Source organism: Vibrio sp. 779(2023) (assembly GCF_033344285.1).
Taxonomy (GTDB): Bacteria; Pseudomonadota; Gammaproteobacteria; order Enterobacterales; family Vibrionaceae; genus Vibrio; species Vibrio alginolyticus.
The window spans coordinates 154,824-178,138 of sequence record NZ_JAWPOM010000001.1 but is presented as its reverse complement, the minus strand read 5'-3'; the positions used below and the strand labels follow the sequence as shown (position 1 = coordinate 178,138).

The window sequence follows — 23,315 nt, the reverse complement described above, 5'->3', positions numbered from 1 at the left end:
AAACAAGATGAAAAAACTATTAGTAATCGCACTCAATCTTGTCATTCTTGGTGGCGCAGCTTGGCTCGGCTATCAAAAGTTTGAGGAATACTTTAATAACCCATGGACACGAGATGGGCAAGTGCGTGCTAACGTCATCAAAGTGGCTCCTCGCGTATCAGGCCCAATTGTAAATGTCGCGGTGCAAGACAACCAAGAAGTAAAAACGGGGGATTTACTGTTTGAAATCGACCCTGCGACTTACCAGGTTGCGTTATCTCAAGCCGAAGTAGCACTGGAGCGCTCCATTGTTAGCTCTCGCGGTAAAAAAATCGAATATGACCGCTTAAAAGACATTCGTGCCAAAGACCGTGGCGCGGTTTCTCACAAGGATCTGATTCGTCGTGAAATCGCTTACGAAGAATCGCTACTGCAAATCAAATCTGCAGAAGAGCAACTAAGATCAGCACGCCTTAATCTCAGCTTTACCAAAGTTTATGCGACCGTCGATGGTTTTGTATCTAACCTCGATATTAGAAACGGTACGCAAGCGGTCGCAAACCAACCACTGCTCGCACTGATCGACAAAAACAGCTTTTGGGTATTTGGTTTCTTCCGTGAAAATCAACTTGCGCAAATCGAACCTGGCAGCCAAGCGCGTGTCACTTTGATGTCACACCCAGACACGCCAATTGACGCGACGGTTGACTCGATTGGTTGGGGTATTGCGCCCAAAGACGGCACGGTCGGCTACAACCTTCTTCCAAACGTAAACCCTGTTTTTCAGTGGATTCGCTTAGCACAACGTATTCCGGTGCGAATCTCCCTACAAGAACTTCCTGAAGATGTTGATCTTCGATTCGGGCTTTCTGCGTCCATCATGGTGATGAAAGAGTCATCCGCAGAAAGTGAACAATAACTAAGTGAGAAGAGCCATGGTCATTGGTAAAAACCTCAAAAACATTAATGAAGAAAACAACTTCTTCTATCTAACCTTAGCGCTAGTGATTTTGTTGCTAGGGAGTGCGATGGCACAAGTCGTAGGTGAAGGGACGATTGAACACATACTTCAGGCTTTCACGGTTCTGACGTTTATCGTCTGTTTTGCGAGCCTTCGCTTTGACAAAACCTGGTCTCGTTTCCTCTATAGCCTGTTTGGTGTTTGGGTTCTTGTGATTGTGATCAAGACCGTTTTCAACATCAGAGAGATGAATGTGGTGATGCTTGCCCTCACCTTTGCGTTCTTTTTCGGCACTTTTAAATCCATCGCAAGACAGATTCTTTTCACCGGCCATGTCAACAGCAACAAAGTCATTGGCTCGGTAGCGCTTTTCTTGCTACTTGGTCTGATGTGGGCGATTGCCTACCTCATTCTGCTTGAGTTTTCGCCTGAAGCCTTTACCGGTATGGAAGCGATTTCTTGGGGGCAGAACTTCTCCAATGCAGCGTATTTCAGTTTCGTTACCTTAACCACGCTCGGTTATGGCGACATTAGTCCTCTAACACCACTGGCTCAAGTCGTGGTGTATTTAGAGGCCATCACAGGTGTTTTTTATATGGCGATTGTTGTTTCAAGTCTCGTCAGTTCTAACATTGATCATCAGGTAAACAAAAATGGATAAACAATCGGTAAAAATCGACAGTAAGCTTTTCATCAGTAATATGGTGGAATCGGCAATACGCATTGGCTTGATCTTTGTCTTGCTGATGTTTACGTACGACATCATCAAACCCTTCATCCTTCCGGTTATTTGGGGCGCTATTATAGCCGTCGCTTTAATGCCGCTTACCCAAAAATTGCAGCGTGTATATGGTGGTCGTAGAGGCTTGGCAGCCACAACCATTGCTTTACTTGGTATTGTCCTCCTTGTCACGCCACTTGTTATGGTATCAGGCTCCATTGTGGATGGTGCAACGCACGCGCTTGAAGTACTACAAAATGGACAAGTGAAAATACCAGGGCCAAAACCTTCCGTAGCGGATTGGCCTATCGTGGGTGATAAGCTCTACGAAGTGTGGACCCTATTCGCTACTAATCTTGAACAAGCTATTCAAACCTTTATGCCACAAATAAAGGCAGGACTCACATCTTTACTGGGTACACTGGGGGGCGTATTGGGAAGTTTACTGCTTTCAATCTTGTCACTTGCGATTGCAGCAGGTTTCATGACGTACTCTGAATCTGCAGCATCAGGCTTAAGAACCATCGCGATTCGAACCGCTGGTGAAAACGCAAAAAGCTGGACCACGCTTATCGCTGCGACAATTAAAAGCGTACTGCTTGGCGTAGTCGGTGTAGCGGCGATTCAAGCACTGTTGATCGGTGCTGGTTTCTTCGTATTTGGCGTTCCGGCAGCAGGTTTACTCACACTGCTTCTAATGATTTTATGTATCGCTCAGCTCCCGGCGTTGCTCGCAGTGCTACCTGTGATTGGCTTCATGTACATGACCCAAGACACCTCAACAGCAACCATGTTTACTGTTTGGGTCGTAGTTGCGGCTCTTTCTGAAAACCTGTTCAAACCAATGTTAATGGGACGTGGCGTCGACGTGCCAATGCCTGTGATTCTGCTCGGTGCCATCGGTGGTATGCTTTTCTACGGCATCGTTGGTCTGTTCTTAGGTGCCGTTATCCTAGCAATTTGGTATGAGTTATTTGTTTGGTGGTTGAGCATTGAGAAAGCACAACAGCAAGAAGAAATGGCAGAACAACAAGACGCTTCTGATGACCAATCAGAACCTGGACACGGTGCTGGTATTTAATAAATCAATAAGTTAGAAAGAAATTTAATCTATAACTTATGATATCAAACCGCTGCATTTCAGCGGTTTGATTCTATTTGGATCACAGTTTCGTCGTAATAAATGCGATAAAAATGACGTTCTTGTTAAATTTTCATACTTATTACACTTGGGAGTTGCAATCGGGCAATGAACGATGCACTCTCGATGACCACTAATTTGCTTAGGATAAAAACAATGAAATTGATCAAGCCTTTAACTTGTGCGCTTGCTCTCGCAATGAGTGGCATGGCATTCGCAGATGTAACCGTGAGTGTTCCTGACAACGTTTCAGTATTAGCGGCTAACGGTGAAAAAGCAGATCTTTCGGGTGGTTTTTTCGCCTCTGAAAGAACACTGACGTTACCTGATGGCCTTAACCAAGTCGTATTTCGTTTCGCCCCTTACTTCAACCAAGGTAATGACCGTTTAAGTGTTGAAAGCGATGTTATCGTTACACGATTTGACGCGACCAATGCCGAACTCACTCTACAAATGCCAGAATACCGCAACCTACGTGATGCGGAAGAGAAGATCAAAGACTTAGATTGGAAACTGGTTGATGATTCTGGCAACGCAATCGCGGTTGACCAGGACAAGTTGCTCAAACCGGGTATGCAAATCGGTCGTGATTACGTGCGTGAAATCGAAGATTATAACCAAGCTGGCGGTGCAGCAGCCGTGGCTTTTGCTGGCGCAGCAACCATGCAGCCAGTCACGCTTCCTGCAAAGGTTCCTGCGGATATGAAGCAAGTGAGAGCAACTGCGGTTAAAGCGGATTCGACAGCTGAAGAGATGCTGCACTTCTGGTACCAAAAAGCAGACGCAGAAACCAAAGCTCGCTTTAAGAAATATGTTAATCAACAGTAAATCTGGTTAACTTTATCGATATTAAAAAAGCCACTTCACGTGGCTTTTTTGATCAAAAATTAGGAAGCTTGGACAACTTTAGTATTGGCGATCAAGTCATGCAACAATCGTCGCTCCGGATGAAAGAACAACAATGCCAAATTTACCAACGGGATCCCCGGAATGAGCATCTCCAGCAAGTAGCTAATAACAAGCCTTAACCCTGCTGTAACTTTCGTTGCCTTACTATCATTTTTCATTACAACTTTAATACCAATCATGCGCATACCAATGGTTTGCCCATGACTCAATGCATTCCAGTTGATCATTAAAACCGTTGGTAAAGAAAGCAAGTAAAACGCCTGAGTTTCACGAACAAGCGTGAGGTTATCTGCTAAAGAGAGCTGAAAGTCGTTAAGAAAAGAGTTAATACTCAATGCGATGATTAACACGACCACCATCGCAAAGAGCAGGTCGATAAAACCAGCAATGATTCTCTGTTGCTTGCTCGCGATAAAAGCATACATGGACTTCAGTCACCTCAATGTAATTGGTTAAGCGAGAATGACTGAGTGTACAGACGCGCAATGGTGAGCGCAGTTTAGGTATTGCCAACATAATATTCAACTAAGAACATACTAAATCGCGGTCGTATCTCAAAAGTAATCATTACATCTTGAGCATAACCGTATCAATTTAACAAAACGCTACCAGTAACGTTCGTAAATGATATTTCCCCCGGTTTGATGGCGATACTTTTCCAAGCCTAGCTCTTGTAAGACGGGCACGGTATCTTTGATCATTTGTGGATTCCCACACATCATGACAAAGCTACGCTGAGCTGAGAATGGCGCATCAGCGGCGTTGGACAGTAAACCCGATTCGATGAGTTCAGGAATTCGGCCTTGTAATTTACCATCAACCACTTCCCTGCTGACTATCGGTATATACTTTAATCTGCCTTCATATCGTTGCTGAAGCTGTTCAATTAGGTATTTATAAACCAGATCTTTTTCGAAACGAACGGCATGAACCAGCACAATGCGCTCATTGTGAGGCGGTAAGTTTATATCATCCAGCAGCGATAAAAACGGTCCAATCCCCGTACCTGTAGATAGCAGCCACAGGTCATGAGCCTGTTTAGGAATAGAATCATGGATTAAATCGCCATGTGCGGTGGCACCGACATAAATGCTATCACCAGATTTAAGCTTTTGGAGCCGTGGAGAAAGTTGTCCTTGAGGGTCGGCTACTATTAGAAATTCCAACCAATCGAATTGCTCGCTTGGCGCATTAACCACAGAGTAAGCACGGCTGATCGGCTTACCTTCATCATCAAGCAAAGCAAGCTTGGTGAATTGGCCAGCTTTAAATGAAAGAGGCGCGCCAGATATTCTCAAACTGAACAGCTCACCTGTCCAATCAATGCGTTTCTCAACTCTTGCGAGGTTGAAACCTTTGAGTTCAATCATGAGACACCTCCTATCTGGTTACTCTTAGTTAAACTTACGCCTTCAACTCGATTATGTAAAGTTTCTAGTTTACATAATCAAACCACTATTTCATTTCACATTTTAAAAACAATTTTATTACATACTAAATGATTACATCTAGAATAAATGCTCAAAGTGATAAGTCGCGTCGCAATTTGTGGCAAAGCAGATGAAAAAGGAGCAATAAAAATGGACACACTGTTAAAGGACTTTCCCGTTATCACAGAGATAAAAGTCGCATGGGGTGAAATGGATGCTCTGCAACACGTTAATAACGTGGTCTATTTTCGCTACTTCGAGACCGCACGTTTAGATTACTTCAACAAAATTAACCTGCTGGTCGACCTGCAGACCTCGCAAATTGGACCAGTACTGAGTGAGACTCAATGCCGCTACAAATTGCCTGTTACTTACCCAGACACGCTATTAGTCGGTTCTCGCGTAATCGACATGCAAGAAGATCGCATCACAATGGAGTACCAAGTGCTGAGTAAGAAGTGGGGTAAGATTGCGACCATCGCGACCGCCACTGGTGTGATGTTTGATTTTAAGAACAACGTAAAAGCGGCGATTCCAGACCACGTTCGCCAGTCGATTTTAGATTTGGAAGGAACTGTGGGTAGCACGCATCATTTAGAGTAGCAAGAAATGAGAGATTAAAGGCGAGGTTCCCGACAGCGATTCTTCATCGCTGTCGGGAATAACGTATGGCTAATCTTCCAACCTACGCGATAAGAGAACTAGCGTCATTCTAGCGAGCCAAGGCGAGACTAAGAATCTACTTACCGCTTGCTGCAGGCCTATAGAGATATAAATAAACTCAATACAATCTGAGGGTAGATTCTGAATCACGCTCGTTCCTCGCGGTTCAGAATGACGGTTCGAGTTTGGCTCTGACCTCTACAAAACCATCTAAAAAAGCGATTCCAGAAGAACCTAAGTGAGTCACTCGGAATCTCGCTTTAGACGTATCAGTAGAGCGACTCTTCCAGCCTACGCGATAAGAAAAGCTACGTCATTCTAACGAGCCAAAGCGAGACTAAGAATCTACTTGCCGCTTGCTGCAGACCATAGAGCTATGAATAAACTCAATACAATCTGAGGGTAGATTTTGAATCACGCTTGTTCCTCGCGGTTCAGAATAACAGTTCGAGATTGGCTCTGATCTCTACAAAACCATCCAAAAAAGCGATTCCAGAAGAACCTAAGTGAGTCACTCGGAATCTCGCTTTAGACGTATCAGCAGAGCGACTCTTCCAGCCGACGCGATAAGAAAAGCTGCGTCATTCTAGCGAGCCATAGCGAGACTAAGAATCTACTTACCGCTTGCTGCAGACCATAAAGCCATAAATAAACTCAATACAACCTGAAGGTAGATTCTGATTCACGCTCGTTCCTCGCGGTTCAGAATGACGGTTCGAGTTTGGCTCTGACCCCTACAAAACCATCTAAAAAAGCGATTCCAGATAAGCCTATGTGACCATCCGGAATCTCGCTTTAGACGTATCAGTAGAGCGACTCTTCCAGCCTACGCGATAAGAAAAACTTCGTCATTCTAGCGAGCCATAGCGAGACTAAGAATCTACTTACCGCTTCTGCAGGCCATAGAGCTATGAATAAACTCAATACAATCTGAGGGTAGATTCTGAATCACGCTTTAAACATAACAGCAGAGCGACTCTTCTAGCCTACGCGATAAGAAAAGTGGCGTCATTCTAGCGAGCCAAAGCGAGACTAAGAATCTACTTACCGCTTGCTGCAGACCATAGAGCGGTTAGCAGAATGTCTCGATGTACAGCGCTTCCACCTTATCTCTGGCCCATTGCGTTTTGCGCAGGAACTTCAGCGACGATTTGATTGAAGGATCTTTCTTGAAACAGTTCACACGAACGCGCTCATACATGCCATTCCAACCAAAGTGTTCAACTAGTCGGGTGACGATTTTCTCTAAACTCAACCCGTGAAGTGGGTTATTCGGCTGCTGTTGGCTCATGCTATTGATCCGGTAAAGTGAAGTTGCGCGCTAATCTAACTCAAACTCGCCGTGCAACCTAATGTTTTAACCTTGAATTGGCCTACGACTCTCCCCTATAGTAGCCCAAACTTCTTAAAAGCCTTTTTCATTATGAAAGCCCTCAACGACCTCAATATTTTTGTCGAAACCGCGCGCCAAGGCAGCTTTTCAAAAGCCGCTAACAGCATGGACATGACACCTGCCGCCATTAGCGCATCGATTAAGCGTCTTGAAGGGCAAATCGGTTTCCCGTTGTTTGTGCGTTCCACCCGAAGCCTGCGTTTAACCTCAGAGGGCGAACTGTTTTTAGACAAAACCACGCAAGCGTTGGCAACATTGCAAGAGGGGTTGGATCAGATCTCAAGTGCGCGCGGGGAGTTGTCTGGTCAGCTGCACATTACTGCACCCTCCGATTTTGGTCGCAATATGTTGCTCGATTGGGTGGATGAGTTCATCGATCTCTACCCAAATGTTTCCATCAAACTAGAGCTGTCCGATAGCTTGACGGATATGTACACAAAGCCTGTCGATATTGCGATTCGCTACGGCGAGCCGGCCGACTCCAATCTGGTCGTATTGGCATTATGTGGGTCAAACGAACGGATATTATGTGCATCGCCAGAGTACGTAGCTACACATCCAGAACTCGCCTCTCCTGCCGATTTAACGCAACACAACTGCTTGTGCTACATGGTCGCGGATTCGGTCTACAACAAATGGACGCTCACGCGTGGCAGCGAGAAAGAACAAATCGTGGTCAGCGGTAACTTGTTGAGCAACGATAGTGACTTGCCACACCGGTTAGCGATCAAAGGCAAAGGCATTGCGAATAAATCATTGATGGACATTAGCCGAGACTTAATCGAGGGAAGATTGGTGCGAGTGTTACCAGAGTGGGATTGCGGCCCAGTGCCGCTCTACATGGTGTGCGCCGATCGTCGGTTACTAACGCCAACGATTCGGACTTTCCGCGACTTTATCCAACAAAAATGCTGCCAGCAACGCGCCAACGTGCTGGCAACCTTCTGTCATTAGGCGATAAATCGAAGAGGACGAATCTGGGTATATTCAACCCAATCGTTCTCTTCCAATGTTTCAAGAAACGTCGCCATATGCGGGCTTTGCAAATGCTTATCCAAGGCCTCTTGCGATGCCCAGATTTCTTGGAACATAAATAGGCCATCAACTTTTTCGTCGAGATACAACTCGTATTGGCAACAGCCTTCTTCTTTACGAGTTGGCTCTAGTAAACCAGCAAGCAAATTCACCACCTGATCCTTACTATCTGGATAGGCTTTCACTTCTGCGACTAAGTGGATCATCGTTTTATCACTCTTTTGCGATTTATATATTGATTACGGGGTTCTACGTCACCTGTAAGTAAGCTCGAATTAGATCTCGGTGAATACGGTTTCTGCGTCCCAGCGAGACTTTGGCGTTTTCGCGTTGAAGTCATCTTCCGCGTGGTAGCCAAGCGGCACGATCACAACACTGGTATAACCTTTTTCACGCAAGCCAAATTCTTCATCCAGCACTTTTGGATCAAACCCTTCAATTGGTACTGCATCGATTTCTAACGTCGAAGCACCCAACAGCAACGTACCCACGTTGAGGTAAACTTGTTTCTCCATCCAATGGTTTGCATCTTTCAAATCAAAACGGTGCATGTTCACAAAGTAGCTACGACCACCGCGCACAGCCGCTTTCGCTTCTTCAGTTGGGAATCGACCATCTTTTTCTTCTTGCACCATTAGCGCTTCAATGTAGTCGTTATCAATGCCTGTTTTTGCACAAAACACCAATACGTGAGAAGCGTTGAGAATCTTCGCCGCGTTAAACGCGTAATTCTCTTGCGCCGCTTTAGCGATGCGCTGCTTGCCTTCTTCTGTGCTTGCCAGAATGAAATGCCAAGGCTGGGAGTTCACACTCGATGGACTAAAACGAATCAGCTCTTTAACTGCGTCGATTTTTTCTTGAGGTAGCTTGCGCGTTGGGTCAAACACTTTCGTTGAGTAACGAGATTTTGCAGCTTGTACGATATCCATGAGGTTCTCCAATTAATGAATTTAAGCTGTGTAACAGCATAACCTCATGAGATAAAGGGAAAAACCGATTTCGATTAAAAACATTTTCAAAATAAATTTGAAAATAAAACGATAAGAAAGGCTTTGAGCGTTCTCACTGAACTTCTTCATCTTTTCAGCAATAATGCATGTTTGCTCGCAACCAAACTCAACTCATGCTGCCTCAAGATAACGTTATTACATCCTTTCTGTGCAAAAAGCTCGGTCACAATCACCTTCGAATTGCCGGCGAATATTGGCACATTGAGAAGTTGGTGGCCTTGCAATGCATGATGTTGAAAGAAGCGCCTAACCTCCAAGAAGGGCTGCTTTGGTGGAGCAAAAGTGTCTCATTATTCGACCGCCGTTTGTACGTCACATTGCAACATGGTGATGCCCAAATCCATCTGCAAGTAGAATGCAGAACAGCCGATATGCCAAATTGGGCGGAGTCGGTGTTTGGCTTGCTCAAAATGCAGTTGGAGACGCTTGAGCTAAGCGAATCAATACAAGTACAAGTTCACGCCAACAATCCACTCACGGCCGATATTTTTCTAAAGGAAACGCGAGATTCTAAAACGAGTTCAAGCGTGTTTGAACTGGTGAAACATGTTTATTTGCTACTTTCTCACCAGCCAATTGAACAACCCGAATTGCTGAGTGTTTTGAACGCCTTGTTCATCAAAAACAGCAATTACGCGCTCAAGTTAGAGCAAGCGGCAAGGCAGCTGGGCGTCTCCAAACGCACCTTGCAACGTCGACTGCAAGAGAAGCAAATGAGCTACTCTCAATGCGTTGATTTCGCTAAAAGAAAGCAAGCACTCACTTTGCTTGCCGACACCCAACTCACAACGCAGCAAATCGCCTATCAACTTGGTTATGAAGAACCTTCGAACTTTCACCGCACTTTTCGTCGTTGGTATCCGTTTTCACCCATGCAATATCGCCAGCAGTGCTTAGATAACCGCACTCATCTCAACAACCAACCCATCCGCTTGTACTACGCCAAAGCGAATACTTTAGCCGATAACGACATTGACCAACCCGTCGGTAAAATCTGGATGGAAGTGGATAATATTGCGTTTGAGAAAGTGGTCTCGGTAGAATGCCGTGACCGTGATGGCGCATGGCGGCGCTACCCCGCTTTCTTCGAGCGTTTTTTAAGTCATGGCACCGAACTATGGGCAACGACCGAACTTCCGGTAGCGCACCCCCTTACCTTTCGCCTTTGTTATGAAGTCGATGGGGAACGTTACATTGAGAATAACCACCAGCGTGACTATGTGGTCTCCAAGGGGCTTTTAATTGGCGCAACGGAATACATTGTCCCGACAAGACAACTTATCCAACTCGGCACTCAGTACACCTTGTTTGTGGAACTCGCGTGTAGATTAAAAGACGTAGCGAAGATCGATTGCTACGTGGGTGACGCGCCAGCTCTGCACGCAATGAGCCAAACTCAGAATGCAGAAGATTACACATGCTGGGCGCTACAACTTCCCCTCACCCAAACGGCTAAACAGTGTCGATTCCGACTCTATGATCATTCTGGTAATGAGTTAGCCAAAGACCATTACCCGATTCAATACCCAATTGTGCAACCACTCAGTTAAATATGTAGCACAGTTCAAATTCAGCACTTCGTGACATCATTTCACGTCTCTTTTGGCGTGAAATGACACTCTCAATTTCAAACCTTTGATTTATCGTTTCCGCATTGCTGCACAACGGAGACAAAAACCGTGTTTGAAACCTTACCTAACCCTATGAATAAAATAAAAATACTCCCTATAGCGATCGCCCTAGCTCTTTCTGGCTGTGGTAGCGATGAAACTACGCCAACCGATACAGGAAGCCACGTGGCATCTCCTGATTGGCAAGACCAGATCATTTACTTCTTGATGATCGACCGTTTTAACGACGGCGACAACACGCTTAACGATCAAGGTCAGAATGAATACGATCCTACCTCAGACAAGAAATTCAGTGGTGGAGACCTGGTTGGTGTCAGTGACAAACTGGGCTACATCGAAGACCTAGGCGCTACCTCTATCTGGATTACACCGCCAGTGGCAAACCAATGGTGGGATGCCGAGCAAAACTACGGCGGCTACCACGGCTACTGGGCGCGTGATTTCCAAAAAGTGGATGAGCACTTTGGTGACATGGAAAGCTACCAAGCGTTAGCGCGCGAAGTGCATGCGCGTAACATGTTCTTAATTCAGGACATCGTGACCAACCATGTAGGCAACTTCTTCACCTACGATGATCCTTACAGTTATGATCCAAGCCTACCTTGCCAAGGCTTCCGTTTGATTGAAAATGCGCTACACGCCGGGCAAGAACTGCCTTATCCGCTCAACATGAATGAGTGTAAAGAAGACGGTACTGGCATTTACCACTGGACGCCAAGCATCACCGACCACAACGATCCCGTCCAAGAAAAAACCTGGCAACTGTCGGATCTGGATGATCTAAATACGTCCGATCCTGAAGTTCGCGCTTATTTAAAAGAGAGCTACCGAAAATGGATCCGCGAAGTGGGCGTTGACGGTTTCCGTATCGATACCGTGAAGTTTGTTGAGCACGATTTCTGGAACGACTTCCTGCACGCCGACGATGGTGTGATGACTCAAGCGGTTGATACTGGTCGCGATAACTTCCTGACCTTTGGTGAAGTCTTCGAAACATCTACGCCTTACAACACAGAAGGCGAAGAGAAGATGCTGACTTACATCGGCGAAAGCGGCTCGCCGGAGCAGTTAACCTCGGTGTTGAACTTCCCATTGCAAGCAACCATGACTCGCGTGTTTGCAGCAGGACAACCGACCGATTACCTACGCTTCCGTCTTGAGAAAATGATGGAGATGTTCCCAAATCCATACATCATGCCGAACTTCATTGATAATCACGACATGCCGCGCTTTCTGTCGCAAGGTAGCGTGAATGACATGAAACAAGCACTGATCACCATGATGAGCGTACCTGGTATTCCTGTGATTTACCAAGGTACAGAACAGGCGATGTCAGCGGCGCGTGATGCGATGTTCGCCGGAGGGTACCGTGAAGATGGCGACTACGTAGACTCATTCGACCAAAACAGCGAGATGTACTTGTTCATCCAAGAGCTTGCTAAGTTACGTACCGAAAACAAAGTCATGACACGTGGCGAAATGAAAGTGATTGGCAGCGATAAAGCCGGCGCAGGTGTGTTCGCCTTTACCCGTACTTTGGATAACGACGAAGTCTTGGTTGTGATGAATACATCCAACTCGCCAATGTTGATGAACCAACTCGATGTAGAACAAGTTGGCGGCACCGTCTTCCAACAACAAATCATGTCGAACTGGGCAGAAGCTCCAGAGCAGTTAGTCGCAGATGAAAATGGTCACGTAACCCTTGAGTTGCCAGCCAAGTCTGCAGTGATTTACTCAAAAACAAGCAGCAATCAATCTGTAGATACCCCAGACCTCAATATCCGACTTGCTCAAGATTGGGAAGGACAAACCATCACTGGTGATATTGTTATCGCGGGTAGTGCGAACGCCAACGAGGAGTTGAACCTTGTCGTCGATGGTAACTTGGAAACAGCGCAAACCATTACTGTAGGTGCTGATGGTCAGTTTAGTGTCACGCTGTCGACTCGTCATTTTGCGATTGGCGAGCAACAGCACCGCTTCGCGATTTATTCCACCGAGAAAAAAGCAGGCATCGAGGACGTGAATTTTGTCTCCAACCTAAGCTGGTCAAACACGCCGGACGACACCATTGATGATGCGGGCGATGCACAAGACGGCGTGGGCGGCCCAAACGGCAACTACTCATTACCAACCGATCCAACGTTCGACAAAGACAACAGCCAACTCGCGATCAACAAAGCAGAAGTGTTTACCGTTGGCAGTAACGTACGTTTGACCTTCACTATGGACAAAATCACCGACACTTGGTTGCCACCAAACGGCTTCGACCACGTGGGTTTCACCATCTTTATTGATTTACCGGAAGAAGCCGCAACCAACTTGTCTGAGCTACCGAAGATCAACGCTTCTATGCCAAACGGAACCTGGAGTCGCAATGCGGTTGTTTTTGGCTGGCAAAGCTCGATTTACAACACCAAAGGAGCAAATGCGACGACATGGGGAGAAGCCGTAACACCAGCACCAATGGTCACGGTAGACAAAGCCAACAACACCATTTCGATGGACTTTACTAGCGATGCACTAGGCCGCCCAGATTCGCTCGATGGTATCCGCTTCTATGTCACGACTTGGGACTTAGACGGCCTTTCGGCAACTTACCGTCCGCTAGAACAAGACAAAGGCCCTTGGAACTTCTCCGGTGGCGCATCGGATGAAAGTAAGATTTGGGACGATTTACCAATCATCACCTTGTCGGAATAAACCGTTAAATAAAACACCGCCCAGCGTTTAGCTGGGCGGCCATCAACAAAAAAATGCAGAAAGACACTTCTGCTCGTTTTTATTCTAGTTAAAGAACGATTTCACCCACAGCACCAGACTGTCCCAAAGCTGACCGAACCACGAGCCCTCTTCTACCGCTTGGCTGCTGACCAAGGGATAACTCGCCACGGTACTGTCATCGCTTTTCCAAACGACCTTACCAATCTCATCCCCTTGCGCGATCGGCGCAATCAACGGTTCATTTAACACCACACTCTTATCAAGCCCAGCCGTCATTGAACGAGGCAGAGTGAGATAGGCATCTTTAGCGAAGATCGCCTCAACTTGATTGGCATTACCCTTCCAAACGCGAACTTTAGACTCAACTTGGCCCTGCTTAGCAACTTGCTTGGTGTCATAAAAACGAAAACCATAGCTGAGTAGATTCTTCGATTGGCTGATCCGAGCCTGTTTACTTGGCGTACCCATCACCACCGAGATAAGGCGCATTCTTCCTTCTTTGGCCGAGCTCACCAAGCTGTATCCGGCATTGCTGGTGTAGCCGGTTTTTCCCCCGTCGACATCAATGGAATTGTCCCACAACAACTTATTGCGGTTGTACTGCGTAATGTCGTTCCACTTGAAGACTTTCTCACTGTATAGCGCGTACACATCAGGAACATCGCTGATGATCGACTGCATGAGTCTTGCCATATCGGTTGGTGAGGTTTGGATGCCATCACTATCAAGACCATGGGAGTTCACAAAATAGGTGTCTTGCAGTCCTAATTTCTCCGCCCAACCATTCATCAAGGCGACAAAGCCGCGTTCACTGCCTGCAACATGCTCAGCCAGTGCAACGCACGCGTCATTTCCTGATTGGATGATCACGCCGCGCATTAAGTTCGCAACACTAATTTCATCTTTCGGTTTGATGAACATTTTAGAAGAACCGGGAAACTTGGCCGACCACGCGTTTTCACTCACGGTGACAACATCATCCCATTTCAAACGCCCCGCTTTGATTTCTTGTCCAACTACATAAGCGGTCATCAACTTGGTTAAACTCGCCGGAGCAAGGCCTGCTCGCCCGTTATGCTCGGCAATAATGGCACCGGATTGAAAGTCCATTAATACGTAGCCTTTAGCCTGTAACTGAGGTGGGTTGGGCGTAACAACGGCAAAAGTAGGTACGCTTATTAAACAAGTCACAATTGTCCATCGAGCCAGTGACACTTTCATCCGACTTCCTCCATGCTCTTACTTTGTCGCAACTCTATTGAGCATAGCTCACTCAACCAGTTGCACCAGTCGCTAATCGTTTCATTTTCTTGAACTTACATTGATTTGATCAAGGTATAGAACTGAAGAGGCAATTGGGAAATAGCATTGGTTCTTCATGCCATTCGCAGTAAAGTAGCGCTACCCCTCAATAAGGAAATAAAGATAACAATGAACGCTCAATCATTTATCGACGCAGGATTGCATTACACTCCCCACAGTTTTACCGTTCCTCTGGATTACCAAGACGCAAGCAAAGGCACCATTGAAGTCTTCGCCCGTGCGGTTTGCCTAGTTGGCGATGAAGAATCGACCAAACCTTGGTTGGTTTACTTTCAGGGCGGGCCTGGCTTTCCCTCTCCGCGTCAAAACGGCAATAGCGGCTGGGTAAAGCGCGCGCTGCAAGAGTACCGAGTTTTGCTCCTCGACCAGCGCGGTACGGGCAATAGCAGCGTAATTAATCACCAGACGCTTGCTCACCTCACGCCAGAGCAACAAGCAGACTACTTGAGCCACTTCCGAGCGGATAACATCGTGCGCGACGCGGAATACATTCGTGAGCAATTTGGCGTCGAAAAATGGGCGATCTTAGGTCAAAGCTTTGGTGGTTTTTGCTCCCTCACCTATTTGTCTTTGTTCCCAGACAGCTTGCTACAAAGCTACATCACAGGTGGCGTGCCATCAGTCTCGCGTCATGCCGACGATGTGTATGAAGCCACCTTCAAACGCACCATGGAGAAAAACCAAGCGTTCTTCCAACAATTTCCAAGTGCGCAACAACTTTGCCAAAACATTGCGAATCACTTGCTGGAAAACGAAGAGTACCTACCAAATGGTCAACGCTTCACGGTGGAGCAATTTCAACAAATCGGCATCAACTTTGGTGTGAGTGATACTTTCTTGCCAACTTACTATTGGCTAGAAAGCGCGTTGATTGAAGTGAACGGCAAACCACAACTTCGTTATGAGTTCTTGAACGATATGTTGGCGCAGCAAAACTTCCAAACCAACCCGATCTACGCCATTTTGCATGAATCGATTTACTGCCAAGGCTTTGCGTCGAATTGGAGTGCGCACCGTGTTCGCCAAACCCGACCAGAGTTTAATTATGAACCTGGCCAGCCATTTTACTTTACGGGGGAAATGGTCTTCCCGTGGATGTTCGACCAATACGTCAACCTCAAACCACTAAAAGACGCCGCAGAAATATTGGCCGCGAAAGACGATTGGGCTGCGCTGTACGATCAAACACAATTGGCTCAAAATAAAGTTCCTGTCAGTTGCGCCGTTTACGCCGATGATATGTTTGTTGAAATGGATATCAGCCGAGAGACACTCGCGTTAATCCCAAATTCAAAAGCGTGGATCACCAACGAGTACGAGCACAACGGTTTGCGTGCCGACGGTGAACGTATTCTCGACAGGCTCATTGCCATGGGAAAACAGACCGCAGCTACGTTGAAATAAGCAGGACAGACGTTAGAAAAACGCCTTTTCAGTATTTGGTGAAAAGGCGTTTATAGCGGCTTATGAACAATGGCGATCAGTCATTCACTCTTTGTCCCTAAACCTTTATCCCTCACCACCTCATGTATAAAACTGCGACATGTCCTTTCCTTGTCAATGACTCCGGTGATTATTTGGTGCTTCTTGCGCCTAACTTTTTTGAAGGGCCTAAAACAGAATAACAACATAAATTTAAACCAAAAGTATCGGCCCCAACCTACCTGACTCACTATAATTAATGCTTATAATTTGAACACATAGCGGCTTCACCTGCGGACATGCACCCCCTATCAAAGACCGCCAGGCCCCGCCTACTCATAATATCCGTATAATTTGTCCGTATTTCCGACTAGTTTAGTCAGGTATACTTCGTGCCGCTAAAATTTTAAGGTCGTTGACCACCTGTATTTTTAAAGGAAACCTCATGAGTCAGTATGTAGTTTGTGCGCTGTACAAGTTTGTTGAGCTGAATAACTATCAAGAGCTACGCGAGCCATTACTTGCGTTGATGGAAAAACACCATATTCGCGGAACATTACTACTGGCAAGTGAAGGTATCAACGGTACTGTTGCATCTGATCGTGCAGGTATTGATACGCTACTGGAGTGGCTAAACAACGAACCTCGTTTGACTGGCACCGTATACAAAGAGTCGTATTCTGAGACCCAGCCATTCAATCGCACCAAAGTGAAATTGAAAAAAGAGATCGTAACATTAGGTGTTGAAGGTATAGACCCTCGCCACGTAGTGGGGACTTACGTGAAACCTCAAGAGTGGAACGATCTTATTGCTGATCCTGAAGTGTTTGTTGTCGATACACGTAATGATTACGAAATCGAGATCGGGACATTCAAAGGCGCTGTAAACCCAAATACTGAAACCTTTCGTGAATTCCCAGACTATGTAAAAGAAAACATGGACCCGGCAAAACACAAGAAAGTTGCGATGTTCTGTACCGGTGGTATCCGCTGCGAAAAATCAACTGCTTACATGAAAGAACAGGGCTTTGATGAGGTCTACCACCTAGAAGGCGGCATTCTTAAATATCTTGAAGAAGTTCCTCAAGAAGAGAGCATGTGGGAAGGCGATTGTTACGTATTTGACGGTCGTGTTGCCGTGAACCACCAGCTAGAAAAAGCAGATTACGATTTATGTAACGCTTGTCGTCTACCGATCACTGAAGAAGACAAACAGTCAGAATTGTTCGAGCAAGGCGTGAGCTGTCCAAAATGTCACGGCACACACTCAGAAGAACAAATTGCTCGATTCCGCGAGCGTGAAAAACAAATTGTTCTTGCAGAGCAGCGAGGCGAGCAGCATGTTGGTGGTGAAAGTGCCAAGCAAAGAGAAGCCCGACGTGCCGCTAAGTACGCGCAAAAAGAAGCGCAGCGTAAACAAGACTAAGCCCAACTCTCCTTATATTTAGCGAGCTGCCGTATGGTGGCTCGCTTTTACTGCGCACCAATACTCTTTCAGTACAATTTTGTATCCCTCACCAATACCTCTAGTTGATTGTTTCTTTTGCCTTCGGGTAGCCCCACCATTTCATCATAAGCACTTTGATGTACTAAAACCTGCTTATTTGCTTTGATATTCCTGCACTTCTTTTGCATCTCGATAAGGGAATGAGCCCTCAAAAAGATACCGTTGTCATCAGTGATAAATTGCGCTTCTCCATCAATCACGACAGATGCCTGGTACAATGCGAGATCAAGCGAATGAATGACCAATTTGTCTACATAGAAGTATTTTTGTAACTTACTCAATGGTATTGCCATGTGTCACCTCCCTGAAAGTTACCTCTACGTTTTGTAGAATAAAACCGATCATTGGATGAGATTTCTTCGGTTTACTTGCGTACAACATCGGAAACAAAGAGGATTCCGATGCAAACAATCAATGTCGTGTGGTTAAAGCGAGATTTAAGGCTGACTGACCATCAACCACTAACTCAAGCATTATCAACAAAGCACCCAACTGTGCTTTTGTATATTGTTGAACCATTGCTATTGAACAACCCACACTATTCTGAGCGCCACTGGCGATTTGTTTGGCAATCACTGCAAGACATGGATGAAACGCTCAAAGCGTATGGGCATCGAATCACGGTGCTGTTTGACGATGCCTTAGCATGTTTCCAATCAATTCAAGCGCAATATCAAATCAACGCTGTTTTTTCTCACCAAGAAATAGGACTCAACTGCACCTTTGAACGAGACCGACAAGTTGCCGCTTGGCTGTATGAGCAGAACATCGACTGGTTTGAATTCGAACACGGTGCTGTAATCAGAGGTGCAATAAACCGGCAAGGTTGGGACAAACATTGGGACTCTGTCATGAGAGCCTCAATAAGCCCTATTGAGCTCCAAACCGACTTATTGCATTCATTGGATGCAGAAGCTCTCGGCTGTTCGTTTTCGCCACCATCATCCTGGCTATCAAAATGCAAAGGAATGCAAACGGGAGGAAGCCGGCTCGCTTGGAAAACACTAGAGGATTTTTTTCATCGTCGAGGTCGTGATTACTATCGAAGCATTTCTAGTCTCACTGCCTCACGTACAGCCTGTACTCGCCTTTCTCCATACCTCGCTTGGGGTAACATATCCTTGCGTGAAGTTTATCAATACCTTTTGAAACACTGGCAAGTGGCTGGGTTTCGTCGCAGCTTAATTGCATTGTCTTCACGGCTTCATTGGCACTGTCACTTCATCCAAAAATTCGAATCGGAATACGACATGGAGTTTTACTGCGTTAATCGGGCTTACGAACCATTGATTAGACAAAGTAGTACTTTCGATGAAGAAAAGTTAGCAGCATGGAAATCCGGGCATACTGGCGTACCTTTGATTGATGCCTGCATGCGCTGTTTGCACCACACTGGTTACATTAACTTTCGCATGCGTGCCATGCTGGTTAGCTTTCTTACTCACCACATGAACATGGATTGGCGAGTAGGTGTAACGCATTTAGCGCAACTGTTTCTCGACTTTGAGCCTGGAATTCATTACCCACAATTCCAAATGCAAGCAGGAGTAACCGGGACTAACACAATCCGTATTTATAATCCGATCAAGCAAGCCCAAGAACATGATCCTAACGGTACGTTCATCTACAAGTGGGTACCTGAGTTACAAATGGTTCCTCCCCCTCTTTTATTCGAGCCCTGGACAATGACCCAGATGGAAGCTGTCATGTATCAATTGCAGCCAGATAGCCGTTACCTTGCACCTATTATCGCACCAGACAAAGCGGCTAAGGCAGCAAGAGAGCGCTTATGGACGTGGCGGAAACGAGCTGATGTGAAACAAGAAGGCAGACGAATTCTTGCGCGACATGTTAGACCCTCAAAAGAAAGTAGGACGCGATGATCATCTTTCAATCACAATGCGTACAAATGCAAACACACTCCAGGGAACCCGTTGTACCCTAAACTAGTAAGGAACACACTATGTTCAAACGTATCTTAGTTATCGCGGCGACACTGATGGCGACATTATCTTTTATGCTGCCCGTCAAGGCTCATGAGCATGGCATGATGAAAGCCGATATTGTCGACGTTGCCGCTGAAAACGGCTCTTTCAATACGCTTGTTGCTGCGGTGAAAGCAGCGGGCCTGGTTGACACTCTCAAAGGGGAAGGCCCATTTACTGTTTTTGCACCAACGGATGACGCTTTTGCAAAACTGCCAGACGGCACAGTCGACATGCTCTTAATGCCGGAAAACAAAGACAAGTTAGTATCTGTTTTGACTTATCACGTCGTCCCAGGGAAAGTGATGGCTGCCGATGTTGTTAAGCTAGACAAAGCGGCTACGGTTCAGGGGCAAGATGTGATGATTAAAACCATGGGCGATAAAGTCATGGTTAACGATGCAAATGTCATCGCAACCGATGTGAAAGCTAAAAACGGTGTCATTCACGTGATTGATACTGTCATTATGCCGAAATAACACCATCCAGAGGGCGGTACACTCCGCCCTTTAGACAGAACTTCTTCCACCCTTAGCACGATTCCTCTCCATTTATCCCCAACAAACCTCCACTCATTCTCCATGATTATTAATGAGATAAAAACAAAATTAAAATCAATATCTTGCAATACGATACTGCATAATATTGACGAGGTTAAGATATCGTTATCTTTCAATTTGAGAACAGGATTCCATGTCAGTGACGTTTACTTTTCCACATGTAAATTCTTAAGCTAAATTTTGGCTGCTCAATCACATTTCGGCAAACCATTCGAAAGGGTGGGACGCAAAGCTTCCGGTCTGTCAGCATTTAAAAATCTAAAAGAATGCTCATAATAGCGGGGTTACCATGACTCAGTGTTACAGAAGTCCAATTTCTGTAGCGTTGCTTTATGCTCAGCATGCGCCGGGGTGTGACATTAGTTTGTCAGTCATAACAGAGGACATGTGATGAAATCATTTCCAACCAAATCCGTACTCGCGTTAGCACTTGCAAGCATTAGCTCAGGTGCTGCGGCTCACGGTTATGTATCAGAAACCAATGGTGGTGTCGCTGCAAGTCGCTCGGCACTATGTAAGTATCCAACGCCAGATACTAACGAAAAAAATAATAACTGCGGTGCGATTCAATATGAACCGCAAAGCGTTGAAGGCCCTGATGGCTTTCCCGAAACAGGGCCTCGCGATGGTAAAATAGCGAGTGCCGAAACCGCTTTAGCAGCTGCCCTTGATGAGCAAACTGCCGACCGTTGGGTAAAACGCCCTATTCAAGCAGGTACACAAACTTTTGAATGGACATTTACCGCTAACCACGTGACGCGCGACTGGAAATATTACATCACCAAGCCTGATTGGAACCCAAACGCTTCACTATCACGAGACTCTTTTGATCTAACTCCTTTCTGTGTCGTCGACGGCAATATGGTTCAACCCCCGAAACAGGTAAGCCATCAATGTAATGTGCCTACTCGCGAGGGATACCATGTCATCCTGGCAGTATGGGATGTTGGCGACACTGCAGCCTCATTTTATAACGTGATCGATGTGAAATTTGATGGTGACAGTCCCGTTATTCCAGATTGGAAGCAAGGCGGTCAAATTATTCCTACAATGGATTTAAATATTGGGGATTCGGTTTATACACGCGTATTTGATCAAGCAGGTGAAAACGTGGCGTATAGAACTGAACTAGAAATTACCGATGCAGCAATGGGCCAAGCGAAAAACTGGTCTTACACACTCGCGACTAAGCTAAACCAAGAACAAGCAAAACTGCAAGCCGGGCAGTATGCAGAGGATAAATTCACTCCTGTTTATGGTACTAATCCGGTGTATCTGCAAGCAAATAGTGGCCTTAAGCGAGTAGAGATCGGCTATAACATTGAAACTCCTGTCCCAGAATACTCACTCACAGTAGATGGCTTAGCAGACGAGTATATCATTGAGTCAACACCGACAACGTTGGATCTGACACTAACTGCTGAAGGCGATTTAAATGCAGAACTCACCGTTTACAATCACCATCGCGAACCACTTGCAAGTTGGACAAACGAAATGAAAGACGGCTCTGTAGAGGCGATATCGCTCGCTTTAAGTAAATCAGAGCCGGGTCACCATATGCTCGTGACACGTATTAAGGACAAAGATAGCAACTTGGTGGATCAGCAAACACTCGACTTTCACTTAAAAGAAGAGTCAGTTACTCCACCACCATCTGGTGAGTACGATTTTGTCTTCCCTGAAGGACTATCTAGCTACACTGCGGGCACAAAAGTGCTTGCCAGCGACGGGGGCATTTATCAATGTAAACCTTTCCCATACTCTGGTTACTGTATGCAGTGGAAAGAAAGCGCAAACCATTACGAGCCTGGAATAGGTTCACACTGGGAGATGGCTTGGGATAAAGTCAACTAAATCACCCTTTGAACGTTAAGTAAAAAGAGCCTCACTATGAGGCTCTTTTATAATCAAACGCAAAAATGACAGCTTTCCCGGTCTAAACCATGAACACCAGATAAACTAGTGAGATGCGCTCGCCCCTCAATCAGCCCCATTTCATAACCTTCTAGTAAAACGGATTGTCGCATTGATAAGCGCTGAACATGAAAATTATCTGGTGGGGCAATCACCCTAACATGTGTTCCTGGTGGAGGGTTACGAATAAACTCTAATGATTGATTATAGTTATCTGCACGTCTTAACATCGCATCCGCCATTTTGGGGTGCTCCGCAAACAGTTTCTTCATCAGCCATGTGGTCTTAACTGGCTTTTTGGCATAATTCAGCGGGTGAGAGAGTACTACAGTTATGTCGCGAGCCCCTCGACGATAAGCCTCACGCACTGGGATAGAATCAGCGACCCCACCATCGGTATAACAACCGCCAGAAAAACAAGGGGTATGCTTGTAGGCAATCGGTAATGCTGTTGTCGCTTCAATCGCATGGTGAAAATTATCACGTGTCACGCGATAGTAATCTGCCTGCCCTGTATCTACATTTGTTGTCGCTGCGAGAAAAGGAACGCCATTAAACAGTTTATTTTCATCGACGGGATACAAGCGATTAGATTCTTCAAACAACCACTTCACATCGATGAGGTCCCCACCTTTAACGAAGCGAGTCGGGTCAAAAAAGCGTTTGCTTGTGGCCAGCTTAGTAATGACGTTAATACTGCGATGCGGGTAGTCGGTCAAATACCCAATCAAATTTGATGCACCAGCAGATACACCGATTGCAAAATCAAACGGTTTATAACTCTGCTCTAAAAACGCATCTAACACTCCGCTTGCGAAGACGCCTCGCATCGCGCCACCTTCTACTACAATTGCTTTTGTTACCATATTTCCCCCATTCTCCTTGCCAAAAGAGTAATGAAGTTCGTGCAATCACAACAATTGAATATTCTTATTATTGAAATAGGTGAAGTCTATTTATTTCTCTCTTAGAAAATGAAAACTAAAGTTCAAAAAATCCGTACC

At 45.8% G+C, this 23,315-nt stretch carries 21 protein-coding genes and 1 riboswitch; of the genes, 13 read left to right on the top strand and 8 right to left on the bottom strand.

The features are described 5' to 3' along the window. Positions 1 to 7: 7 nt before the first annotated feature. From R8O70_RS00745 to R8O70_RS00730, 4 genes are all read left to right on the top strand, one after another. Positions 8 to 898, top strand: coding sequence for an HlyD family secretion protein (locus tag R8O70_RS00745; protein WP_258625405.1), 891 nt, complete (start codon positions 8 to 10; stop codon positions 896 to 898). Positions 899 to 914: 16 nt separating this feature from the next. After that, complete coding sequence (locus R8O70_RS00740) at positions 915 to 1,601, top strand: potassium channel family protein (RefSeq protein ID WP_047102392.1); 687 nt, start codon at positions 915 to 917, stop codon at positions 1,599 to 1,601. Continuing rightward, a complete protein-coding gene (locus R8O70_RS00735) occupies positions 1,594 to 2,742 on the top strand; it encodes an AI-2E family transporter (protein WP_005374940.1) in 1,149 nt (382 codons plus the stop codon). Before R8O70_RS00740 ends, R8O70_RS00735 begins: the two co-directional genes overlap by 8 nt. Before the next feature lie 216 nt (positions 2,743 to 2,958). Continuing rightward, positions 2,959 to 3,630: a DUF2057 domain-containing protein gene (locus tag R8O70_RS00730; protein WP_017634411.1), complete on the top strand. Its 672-nt coding sequence runs from the start codon at positions 2,959 to 2,961 to the stop codon at positions 3,628 to 3,630. A 59-nt stretch (positions 3,631 to 3,689) separates the two neighbouring features. On the opposite strand, the gene R8O70_RS00725 is transcribed toward R8O70_RS00730, so the two are convergent. Together R8O70_RS00725 and R8O70_RS00720 are read right to left on the bottom strand one after the other, a co-directional pair. Continuing rightward, complete coding sequence (locus R8O70_RS00725; RefSeq protein ID WP_005374936.1) at positions 3,690 to 4,136, bottom strand: RDD family protein; 447 nt, start codon at positions 4,134 to 4,136, stop codon at positions 3,690 to 3,692. A gap of 180 nt (positions 4,137 to 4,316) precedes the next feature. After that, the gene (locus tag R8O70_RS00720; protein WP_005374935.1) at positions 4,317 to 5,081 is read right to left on the bottom strand and encodes a ferredoxin--NADP reductase; all 765 of its coding nucleotides are present in this window, start codon (positions 5,079 to 5,081) and stop codon (positions 4,317 to 4,319) included. 210 nt (positions 5,082 to 5,291) lie between these two features. Here R8O70_RS00720 and R8O70_RS00715 point away from each other — a divergent pair, with 210 nt between their 5' ends. Continuing rightward, positions 5,292 to 5,744 carry an acyl-CoA thioesterase gene (locus R8O70_RS00715; RefSeq protein WP_005374933.1) on the top strand — a complete coding sequence of 151 codons (453 nt, stop codon included), beginning with the start codon at positions 5,292 to 5,294 and terminating at the stop codon, positions 5,742 to 5,744. Between the two features lie 1,132 nt (positions 5,745 to 6,876). On the opposite strand, the gene R8O70_RS00710 is transcribed toward R8O70_RS00715, so the two are convergent. Beyond that, positions 6,877 to 7,095, bottom strand: a complete 219-nt coding sequence (locus R8O70_RS00710) for a VF530 family DNA-binding protein (protein WP_005374929.1) — start codon at positions 7,093 to 7,095, stop codon at positions 6,877 to 6,879. A 132-nt stretch (positions 7,096 to 7,227) separates the two neighbouring features. Between R8O70_RS00710 and R8O70_RS00705 the strand changes: the two genes are divergently transcribed. Beyond that, entirely contained in the window at positions 7,228 to 8,151 is a 924-nt protein-coding gene (locus R8O70_RS00705) for a LysR family transcriptional regulator (RefSeq protein ID WP_005374928.1), read from the top strand. Here R8O70_RS00705 and R8O70_RS00700 read toward each other — a convergent pair. Continuing rightward, positions 8,148 to 8,438 carry a putative quinol monooxygenase gene (locus R8O70_RS00700; RefSeq protein ID WP_005374925.1) on the bottom strand — a complete coding sequence of 97 codons (291 nt, stop codon included), beginning with the start codon at positions 8,436 to 8,438 and terminating at the stop codon, positions 8,148 to 8,150. The genes R8O70_RS00705 and R8O70_RS00700 overlap by 4 nt on opposite strands. 69 nt (positions 8,439 to 8,507) lie before the next feature. Next, positions 8,508 to 9,161 carry an oxygen-insensitive NAD(P)H-dependent nitroreductase NfsB gene (locus R8O70_RS00695; protein ID WP_005374924.1) on the bottom strand — a complete coding sequence of 218 codons (654 nt, stop codon included), beginning with the start codon at positions 9,159 to 9,161 and terminating at the stop codon, positions 8,508 to 8,510. Between the two features lie 167 nt (positions 9,162 to 9,328). Between R8O70_RS00695 and R8O70_RS00690 the strand changes: the two genes are divergently transcribed. Next, positions 9,329 to 10,792, top strand: coding sequence for a helix-turn-helix domain-containing protein (locus R8O70_RS00690; RefSeq protein ID WP_186585076.1), 1,464 nt, complete (start codon positions 9,329 to 9,331; stop codon positions 10,790 to 10,792). Between the two features lie 129 nt (positions 10,793 to 10,921). Beyond that, positions 10,922 to 13,579 carry an alpha-amylase family glycosyl hydrolase gene (locus R8O70_RS00685; protein WP_258625401.1) on the top strand — a complete coding sequence of 886 codons (2,658 nt, stop codon included), beginning with the start codon at positions 10,922 to 10,924 and terminating at the stop codon, positions 13,577 to 13,579. 84 nt (positions 13,580 to 13,663) lie between these two features. Here the strand turns inward: R8O70_RS00685 and R8O70_RS00680 are convergent, their stop codons facing one another. Further along, positions 13,664 to 14,821, bottom strand: coding sequence for a D-alanyl-D-alanine carboxypeptidase family protein (locus R8O70_RS00680; RefSeq protein ID WP_258625400.1), 1,158 nt, complete (start codon positions 14,819 to 14,821; stop codon positions 13,664 to 13,666). A gap of 210 nt (positions 14,822 to 15,031) precedes the next feature. On the opposite strand from R8O70_RS00680, the gene R8O70_RS00675 reads away from it, so the two are divergent. Together R8O70_RS00675 and R8O70_RS00670 are read left to right on the top strand one after the other, a co-directional pair. Further along, positions 15,032 to 16,327, top strand: a complete 1,296-nt coding sequence (locus tag R8O70_RS00675) for an alpha/beta fold hydrolase (protein ID WP_140267471.1) — start codon at positions 15,032 to 15,034, stop codon at positions 16,325 to 16,327. A 463-nt stretch (positions 16,328 to 16,790) separates the two neighbouring features. Then, positions 16,791 to 17,771 carry a rhodanese-related sulfurtransferase gene (locus R8O70_RS00670; protein WP_017634441.1) on the top strand — a complete coding sequence of 327 codons (981 nt, stop codon included), beginning with the start codon at positions 16,791 to 16,793 and terminating at the stop codon, positions 17,769 to 17,771. Positions 17,772 to 17,839: 68 nt separating this feature from the next. On the opposite strand, the gene R8O70_RS00665 is transcribed toward R8O70_RS00670, so the two are convergent. Next, the gene (locus tag R8O70_RS00665; protein WP_136976810.1) at positions 17,840 to 18,145 is read right to left on the bottom strand and encodes a DUF6482 family protein; all 306 of its coding nucleotides are present in this window, start codon (positions 18,143 to 18,145) and stop codon (positions 17,840 to 17,842) included. 108 nt (positions 18,146 to 18,253) lie between these two features. Here R8O70_RS00665 and R8O70_RS00660 point away from each other — a divergent pair, with 108 nt between their 5' ends. The 3 genes from R8O70_RS00660 (at position 18,254) to gbpA (ending at position 22,251) form a co-directional block, all read left to right on the top strand. Beyond that, positions 18,254 to 19,735 (top strand): cryptochrome/deoxyribodipyrimidine photo-lyase family protein, encoded by a 1,482-nt coding sequence (locus R8O70_RS00660; protein WP_258625398.1) that lies wholly within the window; start codon positions 18,254 to 18,256, stop codon positions 19,733 to 19,735. Positions 19,736 to 19,815: 80 nt separating this feature from the next. Next, on the top strand, positions 19,816 to 20,316 hold the full coding sequence (locus tag R8O70_RS00655) for a fasciclin domain-containing protein (RefSeq protein WP_213910504.1): 501 nt from the start codon (positions 19,816 to 19,818) through the stop codon (positions 20,314 to 20,316). Positions 20,317 to 20,588: 272 nt separating this feature from the next. After that, positions 20,589 to 20,689: riboswitch (cyclic di-GMP riboswitch) on the top strand. Between the two features lie 98 nt (positions 20,690 to 20,787). After that, positions 20,788 to 22,251: an N-acetylglucosamine-binding protein GbpA gene (gene gbpA / locus R8O70_RS00650; protein WP_318183988.1), complete on the top strand. Its 1,464-nt coding sequence runs from the start codon at positions 20,788 to 20,790 to the stop codon at positions 22,249 to 22,251. 53 nt (positions 22,252 to 22,304) lie between these two features. Here gbpA and R8O70_RS00645 read toward each other — a convergent pair whose 3' ends face one another. Further along, positions 22,305 to 23,177, bottom strand: coding sequence for a patatin family protein (locus tag R8O70_RS00645; protein ID WP_258484041.1), 873 nt, complete (start codon positions 23,175 to 23,177; stop codon positions 22,305 to 22,307). Positions 23,178 to 23,315: the final 138 nt, after the last annotated feature.